The sequence below is a fragment of the Parachlamydiales bacterium genome (genome assembly GCA_041671045.1).
Classification (GTDB): domain Bacteria; phylum Chlamydiota; class Chlamydiia; order Chlamydiales; family JABDDJ01; genus JABDDJ01.
Map to the genome: position 1 here is coordinate 260414 of JBAZCF010000002.1, position 22838 is coordinate 283251.

The following is a 22838-nucleotide window of genomic DNA, read 5'->3' on the forward strand; positions in this document are numbered from 1 at the left end:
CGTAACTACCTAATTTAAGGTTATAATTAATGGTTATTTTTTTAAAATACATTTGGTATAATTTAATTAGGAGAGTGTTTCAAAACATTCTATATTTTTAGTAACGACTGTATAATTTCACAAAGGATGTACCATGACCACAGATTTAAATACTTCTGCGGGTGGCAGCCAGTACAATCCAGACGACAGCTTTCAATTTAATCCCTCCACTGACGTAGACAATACAGGAACTGTACAAGCTCCGGCGGCTCCCCCCAGCGGCCCGGCCGCTCCGCAAGGCCCCGTTGACACTTTAGAACAAAGCGACGCTGTTGCTGAAGGCAGTAGCCCGGAAGCAGCCGCCCCTAAATTAGATCAACCTGAAGTTCAACAAGCGATCTTGTCCAGCAGCGATGCATTGAAATTTGCTCTGATGAGCAATTTCATGAATATCTTTTCCAGCGGCAACAATCAAAATATTCAAATGGATGAGTCTTCTCTGCATAAAGCTTCGGGAATGTATGATTTTAGTAATCTTCAAGCGATGGATATGGATTTCAATAAAGCTATCAATGACATCATTTCGGATAGCTGGAAAAAATTTAATGAGGTGAATAAAGAGTTAGCCCAACGCGATCAAGACTACCTAAAATCCAATACTAAGGCTTACTTAGATTATATTGGTTCAGCTCAATATGACGCTAAAAAACAAGCTATAGAAGATTCTGATTCCGATATTTATAAGAAAAACCAAGGCTTAGCCCAATTCGAGGCTTTTTATCTTTCCCTACCGCCAAACGCTAAACAAGATTTAGTCACCTCTGTTCAAAATAATAAGGATATCCCTGACACTGTCACGAATAATTTGCTTTCTTCCAATTTAGCAGTCTTTGGAAATGCCTATCAAGAGGCGACAAAAGACGATTTACAGGCTAATAATGCACAGTTTGTCGTCACTGCAGCTATGCTCAATGCAGGGGCAATCTTAGCGCATCCTGTGAATTTGGATAATATTTCCAGTGATCAGATAAGCACCAAACTATTGTCAGATCAGGTGGTGAATGCAAATTCCAATACGACAAACAATGCGATGCCTGTCGTGGGCTTTGATGCGAATACCTTGACAGCTGTGGCATATTTAAGTGCTATAATGGTTACTTCACCATTAATATTAAGCGCATTTCAAAACGTTGCTGCAGCTAAGGCAGAAGGCAAACCTGCGGAAGAGGCTAAAGATGTGGATTTTGCGAAGAAATACGCGCAGAATATCTCTTCATTCGTCAATTCTAAGGGATTTGAAGCAGCTGTCATTGCTGTCATTACACAACGTTCAGGTGAGAGCGGACAGGCTGACAATGATCAGAAACAGGATGTCGTGTCACGTTTACGTGTGATAATGTTAGCCACGGCTCTAGTTTTACTGAATAAGGCATTTAGCGAGGGTATTGGAGGTAAGGAGGTCCGGGAGCATATTGAACATCCCGAAACTTTGATCGACCCTACCTCTAATAAAGCTAAAAACCCTGTGATAGGGGATATAGAATATTCCCTTGCAAGAGACATCAATAGTTATTTGCCCAAAGATGCCTCAGCGAGAGAGAAACTGTTAAGTGATATTGAAATCTATTTTGACAGCAGCCCTTCCAAAGAAGAACTTGTGGAAAATAACACTGCGATCAAAGGAGCATTCACTGAGTTTACTCCTAATGGAAGCACGGAGGTGCAAGGTTAGGAATAATAGCACTCGATAAGCTTTGTCATTGCAGCTTGGTCGCTGCAGGCGATGAGTTCGCGTGCAGAATGCATGGATAATTGTGGAATGCCGATGTCAACTGTTGGCATTCCTGTTAAATTCGCGTGGATGGGTCCAATCGTTGATCCTGAAGAAAGATCCCCTCTTCCAACCAATTCCTGAAAAGGTATTTTATTTTTTCCGCATAGCGCTTTAATGTATCCTGCTGTAGCAGCTGTGGAAGCATAACGTTGCTGTGCGCTGTATTTAAGGGTGATCCCTTGCCCTAATTTAACTTTATGCTGGGGTTCATGCTTATCAGCATAGTTGGGATGGACGCCATGTCCTAAGTCTACCGATACGCAGAGGGAGGAAGAGACAATGCGTAAGTAATCGGCGCGAGTACCATTCAGTGCATAAATCAGACGTTCTACTGTTTCAGAGAAGAATGGGGAAGAAGCTCCCTGTGCAGTTGCAGAGCCTATCTCTTCATTGTCCCAAAAGGCGCAAAGCTTAAGCGTGTTTTCGGCAGGGGTTGAAGACGCTAAAAAAGCCTCTAAAATGGAGTGGACGCTGCATAGACTGTCGATACGATAAGCGGCGAGCATCTCTTTTTTTGGTCCTACAAATGCGGGGGGCTCTATAGGATACAAGAATAAGTCGCTGCTAAGGATATCCTTCACTCCTAAGAGCTTACTTAAATAGAGTCCTGCCTCTTTATCATCTTTACAATCGAGTTTTGCTAGAGCAGCCAAATGATTTTGTTTATGTAAAACTAGCCCTTGGGTATTGACGTCGCGATCAAGGTGGATAGCCAGCTGGGGGATGACGACAGGCGAGTCTGCGATATTGACTAGAGTCTCCACCAGACTATTGTTTTTACCACGTGAGAAAATTCTTCCTGCAATGCCTAAATCGCGGTTAAGCCAGGAGTTTAATAACGGACCCCCGTAGATATCGACACCTAGCATCAGCATGCCTTCCTTGACAAAGGGTGCATTAGGCTTAAGCTTAAAAGCAGGGCTGTCAGTATGCGAGGCGGCAACTTTAGCTGAATGGATGGCTTTGCGCGGAATAACAAAGGCAATCAGCGAGGACCCGTCGCGGACAACATAGTATCCTTTGCCGTGCTTTAGTTTCCATGTCTCGCTTTCATGCAGAGGCGTAAATCCACGCTTATCCAGCTGCTGACGCATATTAGCTACAGCGTGCCAAGCGGTAGGAGAGCCTTGTAGGAATGTGATCAGTTTTTGCATGTCTAGTAGATGCGGCATTTATCGTGTTCTCTGTACTCGTATTGGATCCTATCTAGGATCTCGGAATCCATCTTGCAAGGTTCTATCTGCCAAATATTTTTGCAATAGTTTTCGATAGAGACATCGGTGGAGAATTTACCCATTCCTGCGATATTGTGTATAGCAATTTTTGCCCAGTTCATAGGATCTTGATAATACTCTTCTACTTTCTTTTGCGTATCGTAGTAGCTTTGTAAGTCATACAGCATGAAATATCGGTCCGGTGCCCCGCCATAGTGCCCTTCGATCAGCTTGTGGTAGAGGTCGCTGAAGTCTTGGTGCTCTTGCTCGTTTGTAGCAAAAGTATGATCCCTTAAGGAGTCTATAGCGCGTTTAATTTTAGGGTTTTTCTCGTAGATTGCCCGTGGATTATACTGTCCTCCTGCACGCAGAGCTGCTATCTCTTCTGTCGTTGCTCCAAAGGAGAACGGCCACCATTCATCGCCCACCTCCTCATGCATCTCAATATTCGCCCCGTCATGTGTGCCTATCGTTAAAGCGCCATTGATGGATAGCTTCATATTACCTGTGCCGGAGGCTTCCGTTCCTGCTGTGGAAATCTGTTCTGATAAGTCTGCTGCAGGGATGATATATTCGGCTTTGGAAACGTTGTAATTCTCTACATAGACGACCTTTAGCATGCCATTGATATTAGGATCGCGGTTGACTTTGCGGCCGATTGCGTAGATGAAACGAATGATGTCTTTTGCCGTCACATAGCTGGCTGCAGCTTTCCCTGCGAAAATGGCCGTCCTCTTTATTCTGTTATGGTGGGGATTGTCCAACATCTCAAAATAGATCATCACTAAGTGAAGTGCATTTAATAGCTGACGTTTATACTCGTGTATGCGCTTGATTTGCACATCAAAGAGCGAGTTGACATCGATTAGGGGGGCACCGCTCACAAATCTTCCACGGTTATCCCTCAACCTATTGCGTGCATTCAGGAAGTCTACAAAACGCTGTTTGTTCTTATGCTTGATGGTGATGAATTCTTCTAAGGAAGCGTGGTCGTCAGCAAATTTCTCCAACTCCCTAATTTTAGGGAAGTTCGTTATCCACTCGTTGCCGATGCGATTAGTGATAAACCGTGCTAGCTCAGGATTGCACAAAAGCAACCAACGACGCTGCGTCACCCCGTTAGTCACATTGGTAAATCTTTCAGGGTAGATATCATAGAAATCTTTGAACACCTTAGTCTTTAAGATGCTGCTATGGAGCGCTGCTACCCCATTGATGCTATGCGAGCCGACGATGGCAAGATTGGCCATTCTGACTTTACCTTGCTCAAGAATAGACATACGCTGGATTTTTTCTTCATCTTTAGGGAAGGCTTGCCTGATGTTGCTGAGGAAGTCATAGTTCAACCTTTCCACAATGCGGTATTGGCGGGGTAAAAGGTAGGAAAATAACTGCTGGTCCCACTGCTCCAATGCTTCGCTCAAGATGGTGTGATTTGTATAACCCGTACAAGTACGGGTTATATCTACTGCCATCTTCCAGGGAATATCATAATCTTTTGTTAAAATGCGGATCAACTCCGGAATCACTAGTGTCGGGTGCGTGTCGTTGATCTGAATACGTACCTTGTCGGAGAATGAACGGAAATTTTCATGATGCGCTAGATAATGACGGATAATATCCTGCAGAGAAGCTGAAACTAACAGGAATTCCTGCTTTAAACGTATCCGCTGACCTATCTCATGATTGTCACTAGGATAAAGGACGTCGTTCAGTGCCGTATTCTCCGTAGCCTGATCCAAACGCCCCGCATTATAACTCTGTAAGTGGAAGTTATTGGGCGAATCTTTAGTCGTCCATAAACGCAGTGTCAAAACGGAAAAATCATTGTTGGGACTGTAGCCTACAATAGGGAAATCATAAGGCATCGCCCAGACTTCGTCAGGATTCTCTAAGGACATAATCTCATCGCCATGGATATTCTGGGTGGAGATGGTCTTCCCGCCATACTTGATGGTTACTTTACGTAAATCCCGACGGAATTCCCACGGGTTCTCACTGATTAGCCAGCAATCCGGCGCCTCAATCTGCAAACCATCCCATAGCTGCTGCTCAAATAATCCATACTGATACCTTAATCCATACGCCACTGCCGGATAATGATGGGTAGCCAAGGAATCTAGGAAACAGGATGCTAACCTCCCCAAACCTCCATTGCCCAATCCCGGGTCAGACTCGCAAAACATGATGTCCTGCAAGTTGCGGTTTAGCTTCACTAACGCACCCTTGACAATATCCATGGCACAGATGTTCGTAAGGTTATTGATGAAGATCCTTCCAGGTAAATACTCCATAGAAAGGTAAAAAAGCTTGCGCACGTTAAATTTATCCATCGATCGTGTCGTCGCCAGCCACCGGATCATTATCTCTTCACGCAAGGCATAAGACAACGCACGATAAACTTCATCAGAGTTCGCTTCCTCCGACGACTTTCCCATCGTAGTTATCAAATAATGCTTAGTTTTTGCGGCCAACATCTCCGCCTGATACTCTAAATCTAATCCACTACCTGACGTTGTCATAACTACCTACTCTTTTATCATCCCCACTTGATACGATAACTTTATTTTCTCTGCAAAAAAATAAACAAAGTTTAATTTATATTTGTCACTCCGGAGACCTCCATGAAAAATAACTTTTTCCCCTACCTCGCCACCGCCGCCTTCACTTCTTTCATCACTATCCTCATCGTTGTCGTGGGCATCTCCTACTCCCGCCGCCACGGCCGCACTCCCATCGATATGGCCCAAATGCAACAACTCCGCGAAAATGCCTCCAACGAAGCTGCAATGAAATGACCCTCCTTCTCTCTATGCTCCCTATATATATTCTAGGAAACCTCCACTGCATCGGCATGTGCGGCCCTCTCGTTATGATGATCGGTAAACACAACTACAGAAACTGGTACTTCGCAGGGCGCATCACCTCCTTCACTCTCATCGCCACACTCGCCGCCTCACTAGGCAGCGTCCTGACTATCTTCCTTAACCAATACAACCTAGGCGCCCTCCTATCCCTCCTCTTCGGCATCGCCTTCATCTCCTACGGCATCCTCAAACTTTTTAACTTCTCACTCCATATCCCCGGACCCAACCTAGGAAAATACATAGCACCCCTCATCCTCAAAGACTCTCCCAAATACTCTTTCTCCTTCGGACTCTCCACAGTTCTCCTCCCCTGCGGACAATCCCTCCTCGTCTTCTCCGCCTGCGCCCTCTCCGGCGACACCCTCACCGGCTTCATCAACGGCGCCGCCTTCTCCCTCCTCACCACTCCCTCACTCCTCCTCGCTATGCACGCCCACAAACTCCTTTCCTTCGGAAAGAAATACTACAACCAACTCCTAGCCCTAGCTTCCATCATCGCCGGCTCCATCGCTCTCCTCCGCTCCCTCGCTGACCTTAACCTCATCCCACACCTCACACTCTCCCAATCCCTCCACATCACCATCTTCTAGCAGGGGGCGCTGCCCCCTGCACCCCCGCCAAAAGACTGCGTCCTTTGGAATCCGCGCGTTGAGTTGTTAGGCTTGGAACTTTGTGACCATTAATTAATTTGTGGGATATTAATAGAGGTTAAATTAGAGATTTAATTAAAAATTAAAAATTAAAAATTAAAAATTAAAAATTAAAAATTAAAAATTAAAAATTAAAAATTAAAAATTTGGATAACTCTGCAATAATATTTCTGAATTATTTGTTGTGAAAAAGAACTATGAGCCAGCGATAGCTACTCGCGGATTCCAAAGGACGCAGTCTTTTGGCGGGGGTGCAGGGGGCAGCGCCCCCTGCCTGCTATGCGTTGACGGCGTAGGTGTTAGAGAACTCCATGGAGAGTAGTTTAGAGACGCCTTTTTCTTGCATGGAGACGCCGTAGAGGCGATCGGCGATGGCCATGGTGCGTTTGTTGTGAGTGATGATGATGAACTGGCAGCGGTCGATGAATTGTTTGACGACGTTGAGGAAGCGTTCGACGTTGGAGTCGTCTAGGGGGGCGTCGATTTCGTCTAGGATGCAGTAAGGTGAGGGTTTGACTTCGAAGATGGCGAAGAGTAGGGCCATGGCTGTGAGGCATTTTTCGCCGCCGGAGAGGAGGCTGATGGAGCGCATTTGTTTGCCTGGGGGTTTAGCGGAGATTTCGATACCGGCTTCGAGTAGGTCATCGTTGTCGACGAATTGGAGGTCGGCTTCGCCGCCATTGAATAGGATGGCGAAGTTTTTTTGGAAGTTGGTGCGTATGGCGTTGAAAGTTTCTTCGAAGAGTTTGCGGGATTGGGAGTCGAGTTCTTGGATGACTTTAGCAAGTTCATTTTTAGAGAGTTTTAGGTCATTGATTTGAGAGGAGAGGAAGTCGCTGCGTTGTTTATCTTGGGAGCATTCCTCGATGGCTAGCATGTTGATATTCTGAGTGGAGTCTAGTTCTTGTTTGAGCGTTTTGAGTTGTTTTTCTGTTTGAGGAATATCCTCGAGGAGAGGGGAGTTGGGAGTGAATTCGTCGTTATATTTTTCTTTGTAGGCGGAGGTGAGAGTTTCTTGCAGGGTGGAGAGTTGGGAGGCTTGGACTTGGAGTTTGTGTTTATCGTTTTCAATAGATTTCAGGTTTTGTTCATTCGAGAGCAGTTTTTTCTCGAGATTTTCGGCTTCTTGTTTAGCGTCAGCAGTATTTTTTTCTAGAGTTTGGCAAGAGGTTTCCAGTTTGAGGACGAGTTTTTGCACAGTTTCAATCTGGTCGGTGGTGTCGGTATTATTTTCGCAGAGGGAGTCTAGAGCTTCTTTGGCTTGAGAGATTTCGAGGTGAAGTTTTTTTATGTTTTGGCTGATCTCGTGTTTTTTTAGGGAGAGGACTTCGAGAGAGTGTTGTTGTTGCCTTTCTTTGGCGTAGGCTTCTTGCCAGCATTTGCGTGCGTTTTCAAAGTTGGCTTGTTCTTTTTTTACGATGAGGAAGAGTTCATCGAGGAGAGTGGATTGATGTTGGGAGGTAGTTTCAGAGAGTTTAAGTTGCTTTTCTAGTGAAGCGACGGAAGAAGCTAGGTCTTCGCAGCGTAGTGAGCTTTCGACAATAGCTTCGCGAGTTTTATTTTGTTCGGCTTTTAGGATATTGAATTCATCTTCGATACGTTTGGCGTCGGCTTGGTGTCTGAGGAGTGCGTAGTTGACTTCGACGAGTTTCATTTCGGTGGTGCGCATTTCCTTGTCGAGGGAGGTGCGTTTGATTTGTGTTTCGGAGAGCCTTTCTTGGTGGAGGCGCTGTTGTTGGCTGTGTTGGATTTTGCGGTGTTCAAGGGAGTCGATCTGCTCTTGCAGGGAGGTGATTTCGGCTTCGCGCATGAAAGAGTTGCCTTCGCGGCGCGGTTCGTAGAAGAGGACGCGTTTGTGGTCGATGAGAGCACCTTCGTTGGACCAGGCGGGAGTATGGAGGGAGAGGGCTTCATCGAGGGTATTGACGATTTTAAGGTTGTCCAAAAAATGGTGGGTGAGGTTACTGTGTGGGGCGTCTTCAGCGCAGAAGAGGGTTACATCGGTCAGTTGGTGTTTTTTTATGTAGGCGAGGGTAAGGTTAAGGTCTTCTTTTGTGGCGACGACAAGAGTTTGTCCGTAAGGCTGCAGAGCGGCGGCGGCGGCTCTCTCTTGTCCCGGTGGAGGGGAGATAAGCTCGTAGAGGGGGGTGATTTTACCGTAGAGAGTATTCTTGGGTTGTGCGCTATCTTCCAGAAGACGTTTGCATCCTGGGGAGAAGCTGTCGAGGGCGGAGCGCAGTTCTTGCAAAGTGTGCAGGCGGGTTTGGAGTGTTGCGCTTTCTTTGACAAGTGTTTCACCGTCGGCCTGGCCGGTAGCTAGGGAGTCTTTAATTTCATTGTAGAGGTTGTCGAGGGTGTCGAGTTGTCCTTTGTAGGTGTCGATAGTGTCAGAAAGCTTTTTTAGTTCATCGGCACGGATTTTCTGTTTATCTTGAGTTTCCTTTTTCTGTTGCTCTAGGTTGGAGACTTTATCTTCGAGTGGGGGGAGGCGTTCATTTAAGGCTTCGATACGAGCTTGGAGTTGTTTCCATTCGGCTTGTTTAGAGCTGTGGCTTTGAGTTAGGGCTAAGCGGCTCTTTTGAGATTCGTCTTGGCTGCGGCGGGTGTCTTCCAGTTCTTGGGATTTTTCGTCGAAGCGGACTTGTGCTTCATCGAGGGTGCTGCGGAGCTCTGTCAGGCTGGAGCGCAGTTCGCCATGCGCATCATTTTGTTCACCTTGTTCTTCGGTATTTTTTTCATTTTGGACAGCTAGCGCCTGCAGGTCTTGTCCCCAGCGGGCAATTTGGTGTTGGAGTTCTTCACGCCGTTTGGCCATATGGCTGCGGTCGCGTAGGAAGAGGTCGCGTTCGTTCCGTTTGGCGTACATCTCGGCAGAGCGTTCCTTCCAAGCTTGTTCGCAGTCGTGGGCTTTAATACGGGCTTGGTGAAGTTCTTGGCGTGCGGAGGAGATTTCAGCAGTGAGTTTTTCCAGTCTTTCTGATAGGGATGTTTCCTCAGAAGCAAGCTGTTGGAGGCGTTGTTTTCCTGTGGCCCATTTTGTTGTCATCAGTTGTTTTTCGAGCAGTTCAAAGAGGGCTTTCCGTTCCTTATAGGCAATGGCGCTGGCAGCTTGTTGTTCCAAAACGGCGATGCGTTGAGACACCTCTCTAAGGATATCTTCGACACGGGAGAGGTTAAGGTCGGTTTGTTCCAGTTTACGGAGGGCTTCCCTTTTGCGGTGGAGGAAGCGGACGATGCCGGCGGCTTCTTCAAAGATGGTGCGTCTTTCAAGGGGTGTGTAGTGGATGACTTGGTCGATTTTGCCTTGTTCAAAAATGGAGAAGGCTTCTTTCCCGATGCCTGAGTCGAAGAATAGTGCTTGTAGGTCTTTGAGACGCACTTGAGTGCCATTGAGAAGGTATTCGGAGTCGCCATTGCGGTGAAGACGGCGTGTGATCGTGATTTCTTCGAATTCGATGGGAAGGGCGCCATTGATTTCTGTGAGAGTGATAGAGACTTCGGCAAGGTGTAAAGGACGACGATGGGAGGTTCCTGCGAAGATGATGTCTTGCATTTTATGGCCGCGGAGGGATTTGGCGGACTGTTCACCTAGAACCCAGCGGAAAGCGTCAGAAACGTTGGATTTACCGCAGCCGTTAGGTCCTACGATACCGGTGATGCCTGGATGAAATTCTAGCGATGTTTTATCGGCGAATGATTTGAAGCCAAAAATGGTAATTTTCTTAAGACGCAAAGTAACCTCCGGGACTGCAAAGCACAGACTATACTGAATTGGGGCTAAATTTTCTATGACTTCTGCAATTTCAATTAAGTCTTTGATTTTGAGTATGTTTTATGTCATTGAGGCGGTGATGTCATTTCTATTTGTCGTTGTATGTTAGAGAGTTGTGATTGTTCGATATCGTCGCGTTGACCTATCTGTTTGGAGGTTTTGACGATAGCGACGACGAGCCAGCAGCCCGAAAGGAAAGTACTGAGGGCAGCAGCTTCTAAGTTGTTTGGAGTGAGATATTTGTAGATCACCATACAGCCAAGGCCTGCGGTATTTAAGATGAACTGACCACAGTCGTCATAGCGAGATTCAGTGATGACATTTTTGCGTACAACATCCATGAGTAGAAGAGTTAACTCCGCCTGTTCATCTTCCAACCTTTTAACAGCTTTAAGAAGCTTGCGTAGGGTATCTTTGTCCATGCAGCAGCGTAGGTGGCAGGATAAATCAATAGGCTTTCTCCGGTCGTCCATAGATCTCAAGATGGAGAACCGTTCCTCCTCGGAGATTAGGGGAATTTCGCGTAAAGCTTGACGGTTGATATAGATATAAGCAAGGTCGAGTGTGTAGGTCAGGGCTAGTGAAATTTCTCCCCAAATAATCATATTGTTGTAGGCTAGTTGTTGACCTTCTTCGTCACCGGTATAACCGGCCATGGCAGCGGCAAAGCTGCCGCAGGTCAGTCCAATGTTACTAAATGTTTCGACCACTCTGCCCAACGAAATCAGAGTTAGTTTTAGTTGACGTGTACGAATACTGGAGACAGTATCTAAAGAGGATTTTTTAATTTGATCAAAATAGGTGGGGAAGGCGCATAGCCCTACAATATCCAGAGAAACAAGAGTTGCTTTAGTTAATTTTGGCGGAACATTGCTTAGAGATTTGCAGGCAAGGAATACACAATTAAGCCCAAAAACGCACGCTTGCTGAGTAAGCAAAGAATATTTTCTGCATTGATCTCTTCCTTCTTTAAGATATGTATGGGCATAGTTATAGCCCTCTTTAAACCAAGCTCCAAAATCGGAACAAGCCGTTGTTGCCATATTATTTTGTTGAAGTTAAGATGTTCGAAATCCAAATCAAGTAGGAGAATATTATGCACAAAACACTATTTATCTATATGGCTGGAACGATCAAAAAAGGGCATGATAATGACAAAGAACTTGATTGGTCAGAAAATGATTTAGCGTTCTTGAGGCAGCATCTGAATGTGGAAGAAGTTGTATTTCTTAATCCTGCAGATAGGCTTGACAACCTTGGACTGCAAAAATCAGTCTTTGGTAGAGACCTGTTTCAAGTCTATTCCAGCCAACTTGTGCTTGTCGATGGGCGTGGTAAAAGAGGTCTGGGAGTAGGGGCGGAAATGATGTTTGCCAAAATGAACCGTGTCCCTGTCGTGGCGTGGGTACCTAATGAAACATATTACCACCGTAAAGATGTGCATATATTGGGACAGTTTGTAGAAGACTATATGCATCCTTTTATTTACAACCTTTGCGACTACATAGCACAAGATTTATCGGATGCTTCCCAGTGGATCAACAACGAATTATTGGCTAATAAAGCCGCTATAAAAGGGCCGGAATACCTGCACGAGACAGTCAGCCATTATCTTGAGGATCAGCTAGATAAAGACACAACGATGAAGCACTGGATTGATACGCATCCACGCTTGAAAGCGAAAGCTGAAAGTTTTGCTTGTCTCGATTGTTGTCATTGATAATTAACTGATTGAGGGATATCTTTGTTATTAATCTTCTAAAATCTATGGGCTAATTATGCTAGATATACGTTTGTTACGAAAAGATCACGCTGCAATAGAACAAAAACTAAAGACCAAAGATCCCTCCATCTCGCTAGGTAGCCTTCTTACTTTGGATGAGGAATTAAGAACCCTTAAAACAAAGATTGAAGCACTCAAAGCAAGCCTTAATGAGCAATCCAAAAAGATTGGACTTATGAAACGCAAAGGGGAAGATACAACCCCATTAATGAATGAAGTATCCTCTTTAGGCACTGAGATTAGCGTTTTAGAACCCAAAATCGACGAGTTAGAAAAAGCTTATAATAACGAACTCGCATCTTTGCCGAACATTCCGATGGATGACGTTAAGGTGTCACAGTCACCTGCTGATAACGTGGTGATAAAAACTTATGGGGAAAAGCCTGAGTTTACCTTTCCCTTTAAAAACCATGTCGAACTTAATGAGAAACTCCACTTGTTCGATTTTAAGGCAGGGGCTAAGCTAGCCGGTTCTGGATGGCCTGTTTACCGCAATTGGGGTGCAAGATTGGAGTGGGCGCTTATCAACTATATGTTAAGCCAGCAAATTGCCAATGGCTTCATGATGTGGATGCCACCGCTTTTGGTAAAGCCTGAAATCGAATACGGTGCAGGGCAACTTCCCAAATTCGAGATGCAGCAGTTCAAAATCAATGATCCAGACTATAACCTTTATCTTATTCCAACTTCAGAAGTTCCTTTGAATGGGATCCATTTGGACGAGATCATCAACGAGAGCGAGCTGCCTTTAAAATATACTGCCTATACTCCCTGTTTCCGCCGTGAAGCGGGCGCTGCAGGCTCACAAGAGCGTGGGCTTATCCGTATGCATCAGTTCAATAAAGTAGAAATGTTTTGCTTTACAAAACCTGAAGACAGCAATAAGACCTTTGACGAGATGATGCGTCATGCAGAGAAGATCCTAGAAAACTTAAATATCCACTATCGCAGTACACTGCTTGTGACAGGAGATATGTCCTTTGGAGCTGCTAAAACAGTAGATATCGAGGTATGGCTGCCCGGGCAGAATCGTTATTACGAAGTATCATCTATTTCCAACTGTACGGACTATCAAGCACGCCGTTCACAAACACGCTATAGAAAAAGCGATGGCAAACTGGATTTTGTACATACGCTCAACGGATCGGGCCTTGCGACATCGCGCCTTATGGTAGCTATTCTCGAGAATAATCAGAATGAAGATGGTTCCATCAATATACCGAAGCCACTTCAGCCTTATCTGGATAATCTTACTATCCTTCATCCTACGAAATAGAGTTTAATCTATTATTCGATCTTTTCAATAGAAACGTTTCCTAGTATAGGCAATATACATAGCCCTCGACTGTCGAGGGCTATGAAAGCAGCGACAAGTCCTTACAGTAAGGACAAGTCACAGCGTTCCTATACTAGGATAAGGTATTGCTATCTTATGGTCGCGGATTACAAAGGATGCAATCCTTTGTCAGGGGTCCAGGGGACAGAGTCCCCTGGCGGCTTCTGCTTGTGTTTCGCACGGAGGGTTTGTCTGTGGCGTGAGCGCAGTGTCGTCAGCATCTAGAACCCATCCGCCGCCGAGAGCTTTGTAGAGGTTGACGACGGAGATGAACGAGTCGCTTTGGGCTTGAGCGAAGTCAAGCTGGGCGTTGAAGAGGTTGCGTTCGGCGTCGAGCACATTGAGGTAGTCGGTTTGTCCGTTCTGGTATTGGAGTGTGGCGAGTTCTAAGTATTCACGTAGGACTTTAACACGTTGTTTTTGCACTTCGACGAGTTCGATAGTTTTCTTGTGGGCAATGAGTGCATCGTCGACTTCGCGGAAGGCATTTTGGATCGCTAAGTGGTATTGAGTGTAAACCTCGTAGAGGAGAGTTTTTGTTTGGTCGATACGGGCTAAGGTTTTGCCGGCATCGAAGAGAGTTTGCATGAAAGATGCGCCGTATTGCCAGGTGCGTGCGGGCCCGGTGAAGAGATCTTTTAGGGTAATGCTTTCGTTTCCGTAGTTCCCTGTCAGGCTAATTTGAGGAAATAGGAGGGCACGAGCTTCGCCGGTGCGGGCGTTGGCGGCCACCATATTTTGCTCGGCTTTCCGTATGTCGGGTCTTTGGTCAAGAATATCCGATGGAAGACCTTCAGGAACTTGTGGCGGCATCTTAAATTCATCTAGTTTCAGCCCGCGTTCAAGAGGTTGGGGATTACGTCCGATGAGGATACTGAGAAGGTTTTCCTGCTGTGGTACAGAAATTTCAAGCTGTTTGACTTGAGTACGGGCGGTTTCCACTTCAGAAGCAGCTTGTTTCACTTCCAGTTCAGAGGTTAGGCCTTCTTCGAAGCGGACGACGGCCAGTTCATACGATTTAATTCTCGATTCCAGCGTTTGCATAGCGATGGCGAGTTGTTTGTCGTATTGGCTGAGAAGGAAGTAGGCGGATGCGACAGATGTAACGAGAGTGAGGACAACGGTGCGGCGGTTTTCGATTTGTGCGAAATAGTCGGCGAGAGCAGCTTCGGTGGCGCTGCGGACACGACCCCAGACATCCAGTTCGTAGGAAGCGTTGAAAGCGAGGGCGTAGAAGTTATTGATGCGGGACAATCCGGAGCCGGGAAAGACTTGTCCTGCGGCGACGGAGAGTTCGTTGCGGTAGATTTGTCCTGAGCCGGTGATTTGCGGAAAAAGTTCTGAGCTGACGATACGAAGTTGGTCGTAGTATTCGCGTACCCTAGCGATAGCTGTTTTAAGGTCCCAGTTGTAATAGAGCGCTTCGTAGATGTAGCAGTTTAAAACTGGATCGTTGAATTCTTCCCACCAGCGGAGGTTGATTTCTGTGGTGAGTTCATTATCGACGATGCGCCAGGCGCAGGGGATATCGATTGCGGGGCGTTGGTAGGAGTGGTGCAATGTGCAAGACTGCATGGCGAAGATGAGGAGGAAGGTGAGGATAAACCTAGGCAACATCATACGCCCTCGCTGACTTGAGGTGTAACGGTGGGTTCCTCTTTCTTTTCAACCTTCTTGTGTCGCCAGTTGACTAGGCTGTAGAAAAGGGGAACAAGAAGGACGACGAAGATAGTAGCGGAGATCATACCGCCCATAACACCTGTACCGACAGAGTGTCGGCTGGCGGCGCCGGCGCCTTTGCTGATGACGAGGGGGAGGACGCCGAAGATAAAGGTCAGCGAGGTCATAAGGATAGCGCGGAAGCGGAGTCGCGCAGCGTCTACAGCTGCTTCTGCAGATGTAAGGCCCCCTTCCTCTTGTCTGCTGACGGCAAATTCTACGATAAGGATAGCATTCTTTGCAGTAAGAGCTATCAGAGTGACGAGGCCGACTTGGAAATAGACGTCGTTGGATAGGCCGCGGATCCAGATGGCGATAAGGGCGCCTAAGATGCCGAGAGGAATTGCTAAGATAATGGCGACAGGAAGGGCCCATCGTTCATATAGAGCGGATAGAATGAGGAATACCATGACCATGCCGCCGAGGAGAACTGTAGTGGAGCTTCCTGAAGTCGCCTTTTCCTGGTATGATTCACCGGCCCAAGAGTAGGACATATCTAGAGGTAGAAATTCTTTTGCCATCTCTTCCATTGCAAGCATGGCTTGTCCCGAAGTGTATCCTGGGGCTGAATTCCCTAAAATACGCGCAGCATTGAATCCGTTGAAACGGCTGACGAGGGTAGGTCCGGTGCGGTATTCCACTTCGACCAGAGAATTTAAAGGAACCATGTCGCCTTTATCTGTTTTGACATAGACTTCGCCGATGTCGGATAATTTAGCGCGATATTTAGGCTCTGCTTGAGCAACAACTTGGAAAGTGCGGCCGAACTTATTGAAGTTATTGATGTATAGGGAGCCTAGGAGAACTTGCAGCGTCTGGAAGACCTCGGAGATAGCGACACCCATAGAGCGCGTTTTGTAGCGGTCTAAATTGATGTATAGCTGCATATTGTCTGCTTGGAGGGAAGTATTGAGGCCTTGCAGTTCCGGCCTTTCGTTAGCTTTGGCGATGAATTCCCGTGTGACTTGTTCTAAATGGCTGATGTCGCCGTCGCCGCGGTTTTCTATCCAGAATTCGAAGCCGCCGACAGTGCCCAGCCCTTGGATAGCAGGCGGGTTGAAGACGAGGACGATCGATTCCTTGATTTGAGCAAACTTTGCTTGCAGAGTTTTGAGAATACCGCTGGCATAGAGATCAGGGGTTGTGCGTTGGCTCCAGTCTTTTAACACAACGAAATTTGAGCCGATAGTGGTTCTATTTAGACCTTCGATTAAACTGAAACCTGAGAAAGAAACGACGTAGTCGACGCCCGCTTCTTTAAGGCTCATTTGGGTAATGGTGTCATCTACTTCCTTGGTGCGGTCCAGACTTGATCCGTCAGGCATCATCGAAACGACCATAAGGTAGCCTTGGTCTTCTTGCGGGACGAAGCTGGTAGGGATAGTTTGGAAAAGGTATCCCGTCAGAGCTAAAAGGAGGCAGAAGAAGACGATACCGGCCACAGCATTACGTACAAACCATGCAGAACCGAGCATGTAGAAGTCGGTGAATTTTTGGAATCCGGAATTGAATTTACGGCTGAACCATGTGTCTTTGTGTTCTTCTTTAAGGATCAAAGCTGCGACAGAGGGGCTTAATGTCAGCGCGACGATACCGGAGAATACTACCGAGATGGCAATTGTTACTGCGAACTGGCGGTATAGCTGGCCGGCGATCCCGCCAAGGAATGCTACAGGAATGAACACGGCGCAAAGGACGAATACGATAGCGATGATGGGACCTGTCACTTCGTCCATGGCACGGCGGGCGGCTTCTTTAGGTTTAAGTTTATATTCGCGCATGTTCCTTTCTACGTTTTCGATCACGACGATTGCATCATCGACGACGATACCGACGGCAAGGACCAGGCCGAAAAGGGTAAGGGTATTGAGGGAGAAGCCGAAGGCATACATCCCGGCGAAAGTGCCGATCAGGGAGACGGCCATTGCAAGGACGGGGATAAGTGTGGCGCGCAGTTTTTGCAGGAAGATCAGTACGACCAGAACGACTAAGAAAGCGGCTTCAAAAACTGTTTGGGAGACTTCCTTAATCGACATTTTGATGAATTCTGTGGTGTCGTAAGGGATAGTATATCTAAGGCCTTCGGGAAAACGCTGGGATAGCTCATCCATTTTTTTGCGAATAGCATCAGCTACGTCGATAGCGTTGGCGCCATATTCTTGGTAGACAGCGATAAGCGTTGTGGTTTTATTGTTCAGTCTACCGTCGACGCTATAGTCTTGGGCGCCAAGCTCGACTCTGCCTACATCTTTGATCTGAACCATTGAGCCATCTTCATAGGCTCTAAGGATGATATTCTCGAATTCTGCAGGCTCCTTCAGACGGCCTTTAGTCGAGATAGGGATATTCATGATGACAGGGTTAGCGTTAGGGGCTTGTCCGATTTGTCCGACGCCGAACTGGGCATTTTGTTCCTGGACAGCTCTGACGACATCGCTGGCAGTTAGGCTAAGTTCTGCCAATTTGTCGGGACGGAGCCAAATACGCATAGAGTAATCACGGGCGCCGATGTTGCTGGCATTGCTGACCCCTTTGACACGCATTAGGTCGTCCATGACGTTAATAGTGGCGTAGTTGCTGATGAAAATATCGTCATAGATATCATCAGGGGAGTCTACAGCTACGATGAGCAAAATGTTGGGCGTGGTTTTTTGGACAATGACGCCCGATTTTTGGACCTCTGCCGGGAGCTGGGGTAGGGCTTGGCTGACTCTGTTTTGAACGTTAACTTGGGCCATATCGGCGTTTGCACCGATGTTGAAGTATACGTTTAAAGACATTAGACCGTTGGAAGAGTTTTCTGAGTACATGTATATCATGTCTTCCACCCCGTTAATCTGCTCTTCAAGAGGGGCGGCTACGAGGTCTGCTACTGTAGATGCATCAGCACCGTTATAGCTTGCAGTGACCTGGATTTGGGGTGGGGTAATATTCGGATATTGCTCGATAGGCAGAAAATAGAGGGCTACTAAGCCTACTAGAACGATGACAATGGAGATAACCGCGGCAAAGATCGGTCTATCAATAAAGAATCTCGAAATCATAGGGTCATTTGCCTTTATTCAATTTCTCAGGAGGAGCTGCAGGACGAGTTTTCTTAGGAGGCTCCGTTTTGATCGGTTCAGTTTTAGGAGCTTCAGCCTTAGAGGTTTCAGCCTTTTTTTTCGGTTGATTATTCACTTGGACAAGTGCACCCGGCAGGATTTTATTGACGCCGTCCACGACGATTTCTTCCCCTACTTTAAGTCCTGAGTTAACAATCCAGTCGTTTTGGTACCAGCCGCCGGCTACGATAGGGCGGAGGTCGGCTTTGCTTTCCTTATTGACGACATAGACATACATCCCTTTCTTTCCTTGCTGTACAGCTTGTTGCGGGACGAGTAAGGCATTGGGACGGATAGCGCCCATTGCTCTAGCCCGGACGAATTGTCCTGGACGGAGGAGTGCGTCGGGATTCTTAAAAATAGCTCTAACAAGCATTGTTCCGGTACTTTGCTGCAGGACAGGATCTGCAAAGTCTACCGTACCGATATAAGGGAATTTTTGTCCGTCTGCGAGGATAGCTTCGACTGTGAAATTAAGATCTTTAGGATATTCGAGGAGACCTTTTTTTATTTCATCACGGTTTTTTAGGATGTCGCCGCTGGAGACGTTGAAATTCACCCATATTGGGTCTACCACCGCAATTGTGGTCATTAAACCAGTAGTTCCGGGTGTGATAAGAGTACCTTCGCGGTAGATGGATCTGTTGGAGAGGCCGACGATGGGGGAACGTATAGTGGTAAAGCTCAGGTTCAATTCAGCTTGGACCACTTTAGCTTTGTTGGATTCTACATCAGCTTTAGCGGAGAGTTCTTGCGAGACTGCATTGTCGAGGTCTCTTTGGCTGGCAGCGTTTTTCTCATAGAGAGGTTTAAGGCGTTCGACAGAGCGTGAGGCATCCCATAGGACGGCTTTCGTTCTTTCGAGTTCGGCACGGGCAGTATCTAGGGAAGCTTGGAAGGGCCGGGGGTCTAGTTGGAAGAGGAGGTCATCTTTATTGACAAGGTGGCCTTCCTTGTAGGCAATTTCGTCAAGGTAGCCTTCCACACGTGCCCTAACCTCTACAAGATGGGAGCTTTGGGCGACACCCACATATTCGAAGTCGGCCGGAATGGTTTTTGTCTCGAGCTTAATAGTGGAGACGGGTACCGCTCTCTGTGGAGGAGCGGCTTCCTTTTTTTTCTCACAAGCGGCAGAGATAAATAGAAGTAGGGATAAAAATAGCCAATTAAATCTCATGACAATCTCTTTAAGATTTAGAGAGTGAAACTAGCTATAATTTTTTATACTTTCAACTATTTTCTTTGAGTCTGTGTTTAGATGTTTTTAAGGGAATGTGCAATAAGCAGGGAGAGATCAGGGTCATCAGGGAGGGATTGTAGCGTTTTTTGAACAGCTTTGAGGGCATTAGGCTGTGAGTAGCCAAGGTTCATCAGGGCAGAGACCGCATGTTTTGATGTAGGAGGCAGGACAGAAGAAGGTGTAACAGATGAGTTATGGGCAGGGAGTTTGTCTCTTATTTCTATGAGGAGTCTTTGAGCTGTTTTCTTGCCGATGCCCGGAATTTTGCTGAGCGCTGAGATATCTTCATTTGCTATGGCTTGAGAGAGTTCGTTGTCGGACATATGACCGAGGATACCTAGTGCGAGTTTAGGTCCTATGCCTGTGACGCTAAGAAGCGTTTCAAAAAGTTCGCAGGTGTGGGGCTGTAAGAAGCCGTAGAGCGAGTTGGATTGCTCCCTGATAACATGTACGGTATGAAGGGTGCATTCATTTTTGATATGAGGGAGGCTTCCGTATGTTAAGGGGGTGATGAAGATTTTATATCCGACGCCGGCGGCTTCGATGATAACTTGATAGGGGGTAGCGAGGGTAAGGATACCGTGGATATAGGCGATCATAGTCTTAATTTGGTTTGGTTATTATGGCATAGGGCTATAGAAAGAGCGTCGGCAGCGTCAAACGGAGTAGGGAGTTTTGCAAGGCGTAAAAGTCTTTGCACCATTCCTTGGACTTGCATTTTGCTGGCATTGCCGTGTCCGGTGACGGCTCGTTTAGCGACAGTAGGTGCATATTCGAAGATGGGGATATTGCGGGTACGTGCTGCGATGATGGCAACACCGCGGGCCATTCCTACTTTCAGGGCGCTTTGGGGATTCACTTTGCTGACATACTGTGTTTCAAGAGCGACTTCATCCGGCATGAAGGAATCTAGAAGTTCACCGAGGTTGACGAATAATGCCAGGTAACGATCTGGCAGGGGTATGGTGGCAGGGATGCGAATACAGCCGTAATCAACGGCAAGGGGAGAGCGCCCTTCGCAGTCAATGATTCCGTAACCCGTGATAGCGGTACCCGGGTCGATACCGCAAATCCTTTTTTTCTTAATCGAAGAGGTGTTCTTTTCGTTTATAGTTATTGTTTGGGTTTTCAAAGATAGATTCCTGTTTCAGTGGGAGCGGATTGACGGCAGGTGTTTCTGCGGGAGTATCGAAGCGAGGCGCTGGGGCTTCTACAGGATCGGCTGTATAGCTTTTTTGTGGGGCAGGGTCATTGAAAGATGGGGATGTTGTGAGGGGGGATCCGATACCAAGATTTTTTAGGAGGGCTTCCAGTTGGTAATATTTCTCCAGCTGGCGTTCGGTCTCTTGGAGGCGGTTGTGCATGTTTTGTAGTTTGCGTTCACCATTTTGAGATTGTTCGAACATATCGAAATATTTTTTTTCCCAATTGCGGGAGTATTCTTCGGCTTGGCGGCGTGACTCCAGGTATTGATCTTCTTGTCGGCGCGCGGCAAGGCGATGTTCTTCCAGCTTAATGTTTAGGTCGTCGACTTGGGAGCATGTTTTAGAGAGGGTGTGCTGCAGGTCGTGGAGTGCTTTGTCGAGTTCCTTATTTTTCTCGGCCAGGAGAGTGCATTCCTTGACCTTTTTAGCGAGGTGATGGTGCGAAAGCTTAAGAGCGTTTTCCTTTTCGACATGCACATTTTCGCTTTGGCGGAGGGATTCTTCCAGTTGTGAGAAGCGGGATTTAGAGATTTCGTTATCTTGGTGCAGGACGGTGAGTTTATGTTCTCGGGAAAGAATGGCCTCTTGGTATTGTTCTTCTCTTTTTTCCAGATGTTTGATGCTGGAGAGGGCCGTAAGGAATTGTTCAGTGAGGGCTACGTATCTTTCGTCGAGGGAATAAAATTGTTCTTCTGTCTCTTTGAGGTGGGACAGTTGCGCTTGCATGAGGGCCAGTTCTTCGCTCAAGACGCCCACTTGCGATTGCAGTGTTTCTAATTGTGCTTCGTATTCTTGTGTGCGCAGGCTTAGCTGTTGGTGGGTTGCGGCATAGTGCGTGGATTCGGTTTCGTAAGCTTCGATTTTCGTTTCCGCTAGCTGGCGCCATTCGTGGGCATCTTGCAAGCTCTTTTGATGGAGCTCTATCGTTTCGCGTGTTTCGGTGAGAGCTTGCTCCAGCGAGGTATTGTGGCGTAGCTGGGCGTCGTTTTGCTCGTTCAGGTAGTGGATAGTCTGGTGCTGGTCTTCTGCTAGGCGTTGGATAGCAGAAAGTGACGATTGGGTTGCCTGCAGGTCAGTGCTGAGAGTTTCTGCCTTTTGGCGCAATTCACCGAGTTCTTTTTGCAGGTTCTGCTTGTCGAATTTGAATTGATCGATAATTTGATTGGAGGAGAGGAGGGAAGAATCTTTCTTTTGTAGTTCTTGCTGAACGATGATAGTGCGGGTTTTCAGCTGTTTGAATTGTTCTTGAAGCTGATGGAGTTCATGTTCTGCTTGCTGTTTGCGTTGTTTGGAATCTTCGTTTTCTTGCTGGGATTGCTTTAAGGCGACATGAGCTACTTCGAGCTGATTCTCAAGCGATTTGACCATCTCCTGCGCGCGTAGGTATTCTTCTTCGAGCTGCTTGCTTTCGAGAGTGGCTTCTTCTTGTCTTTCGCGCAGGTGCTGGATTACTCTTTGGAGTTGTTCGGAGTGTTGGCGGCCTTCATTTATTTCGCTAAGGAGGCGTTCATTTTCTTCGGCAATGGTATTCTTGGCGTACACTTCTTCTTCCAAAGCACTGTCGAGCAGCTGCTTATGGTCTAGTGCGCGGCGGTAACTATTTTCAAATTGCTGAAGTTCCGCAATGCGTTTGTCGCGTTCTTTGATGGCTAGAGCGAGTTTTTCGAGGCGGCTTTTTTGCATTTCAGCGCTGGCGCGTTCTGCATCGATCATCTCTTTCGCCGCATCGAGATCGCGTTGTGTCGTTCTTAGCGCATTTTGTGCGCTGCGTAGATCTATGAGGCTTTGTTCAAGCTTTAAAGTGGCTTCGGGATCATGCTGTGGATCGGTGAGAGAGACACGGACTTTGTCGAATTCGGAGCGTGTTTTCTCGTGATCGCGGTGGGCTTGTTCTAATAATTGTTTGAGGAGGTTTTGCTGTCCTTTAAGGATGGTATTTTCCTGGCGGAACTCATCCAAGGATTCCAGAGCGGCTTCCTGTTTCTTTTTAAGTACAAGAATGATCTTTTTAAGTTTGTCCGCATCAAGAGTACCGATGGCGGTTTGCTCATCGTATTGTGTCGACGGGATGTTCTCTGGGTGATCTCTTTTTTCCATGATCGTATGCCGAAAGCTTGTTTTTTTTAGGGATCATA

The 22838-nt window shown here is 46.8% G+C and carries 15 protein-coding genes; 5 read left to right on the plus strand and 10 right to left on the minus strand.

What is annotated here, in order from left to right; genetic code table 11:
- Positions 1-133: 133 nt before the first annotated feature.
- Positions 134-1711, plus strand: a complete 1578-nt coding sequence (locus WC222_04055) for a hypothetical protein (GenBank protein MFA6915546.1) — start codon at positions 134-136, stop codon at positions 1709-1711.
- On the opposite strand, the gene WC222_04060 is transcribed toward WC222_04055, so the two are convergent.
- Positions 1708-2985 carry a M18 family aminopeptidase gene (locus WC222_04060; GenBank protein MFA6915547.1) on the minus strand — a complete coding sequence of 426 codons (1278 nt, stop codon included), beginning with the start codon at positions 2983-2985 and terminating at the stop codon, positions 1708-1710. The genes WC222_04055 and WC222_04060 overlap by 4 nt on opposite strands.
- Positions 2970-5549 carry a glycogen/starch/alpha-glucan phosphorylase gene (locus WC222_04065; GenBank protein ID MFA6915548.1) on the minus strand — a complete coding sequence of 860 codons (2580 nt, stop codon included), beginning with the start codon at positions 5547-5549 and terminating at the stop codon, positions 2970-2972. The genes WC222_04060 and WC222_04065 overlap by 16 nt, the downstream gene beginning before the upstream one ends.
- A 102-nt stretch (positions 5550-5651) precedes the next feature.
- Here WC222_04065 and WC222_04070 point away from each other — a divergent pair, with 102 nt between their 5' ends.
- Positions 5652-5825 carry a hypothetical protein gene (locus tag WC222_04070; GenBank protein MFA6915549.1) on the plus strand — a complete coding sequence of 58 codons (174 nt, stop codon included), beginning with the start codon at positions 5652-5654 and terminating at the stop codon, positions 5823-5825.
- Positions 5822-6484: a sulfite exporter TauE/SafE family protein gene (locus WC222_04075; GenBank protein ID MFA6915550.1), complete on the plus strand. Its 663-nt coding sequence runs from the start codon at positions 5822-5824 to the stop codon at positions 6482-6484. The genes WC222_04070 and WC222_04075 overlap by 4 nt, the downstream gene beginning before the upstream one ends.
- 337 nt (positions 6485-6821) lie before the next feature.
- On the opposite strand, the gene smc is transcribed toward WC222_04075, so the two are convergent.
- Positions 6822-10277 carry a chromosome segregation protein SMC gene (gene smc, locus WC222_04080; protein ID MFA6915551.1) on the minus strand — a complete coding sequence of 1152 codons (3456 nt, stop codon included), beginning with the start codon at positions 10275-10277 and terminating at the stop codon, positions 6822-6824.
- Between the two features lie 104 nt (positions 10278-10381).
- Complete coding sequence (locus tag WC222_04085) at positions 10382-11359, minus strand: hypothetical protein (GenBank protein MFA6915552.1); 978 nt, start codon at positions 11357-11359, stop codon at positions 10382-10384.
- A gap of 53 nt (positions 11360-11412) precedes the next feature.
- Here WC222_04085 and WC222_04090 point away from each other — a divergent pair, with 53 nt between their 5' ends.
- Positions 11413-12036 (plus strand): hypothetical protein, encoded by a 624-nt coding sequence (locus tag WC222_04090; protein ID MFA6915553.1) that lies wholly within the window; start codon positions 11413-11415, stop codon positions 12034-12036.
- A 58-nt stretch (positions 12037-12094) separates the two neighbouring features.
- Positions 12095-13375, plus strand: coding sequence for a serine--tRNA ligase (gene serS, locus WC222_04095; GenBank protein ID MFA6915554.1), 1281 nt, complete (start codon positions 12095-12097; stop codon positions 13373-13375).
- A gap of 189 nt (positions 13376-13564) precedes the next feature.
- Here serS and WC222_04100 read toward each other — a convergent pair whose 3' ends face one another.
- From WC222_04100 to WC222_04125, 6 genes are all read right to left on the minus strand, one after another.
- The gene (locus WC222_04100; protein MFA6915555.1) at positions 13565-15055 is read right to left on the minus strand and encodes an efflux transporter outer membrane subunit; all 1491 of its coding nucleotides are present in this window, start codon (positions 15053-15055) and stop codon (positions 13565-13567) included.
- Positions 15052-18198, minus strand: a complete 3147-nt coding sequence (locus WC222_04105) for a multidrug efflux RND transporter permease subunit (GenBank protein MFA6915556.1) — start codon at positions 18196-18198, stop codon at positions 15052-15054. Before WC222_04105 ends, WC222_04100 begins: the two co-directional genes overlap by 4 nt.
- Positions 18199-18202: 4 nt before the next feature.
- Positions 18203-19435, minus strand: a complete 1233-nt coding sequence (locus WC222_04110; protein MFA6915557.1) for an efflux RND transporter periplasmic adaptor subunit — start codon at positions 19433-19435, stop codon at positions 18203-18205.
- A 77-nt stretch (positions 19436-19512) separates the two neighbouring features.
- Positions 19513-20097, minus strand: a complete 585-nt coding sequence (ruvA, locus tag WC222_04115; GenBank protein ID MFA6915558.1) for a Holliday junction branch migration protein RuvA — start codon at positions 20095-20097, stop codon at positions 19513-19515.
- A complete protein-coding gene (gene ruvC / locus WC222_04120; protein ID MFA6915559.1) occupies positions 20094-20630 on the minus strand; it encodes a crossover junction endodeoxyribonuclease RuvC in 537 nt (178 codons plus the stop codon). The genes ruvA and ruvC overlap by 4 nt, the downstream gene beginning before the upstream one ends.
- Positions 20581-22800, minus strand: coding sequence for a hypothetical protein (locus WC222_04125; GenBank protein MFA6915560.1), 2220 nt, complete (start codon positions 22798-22800; stop codon positions 20581-20583). Before WC222_04125 ends, ruvC begins: the two co-directional genes overlap by 50 nt.
- Positions 22801-22838 lie beyond the last annotated feature (38 nt).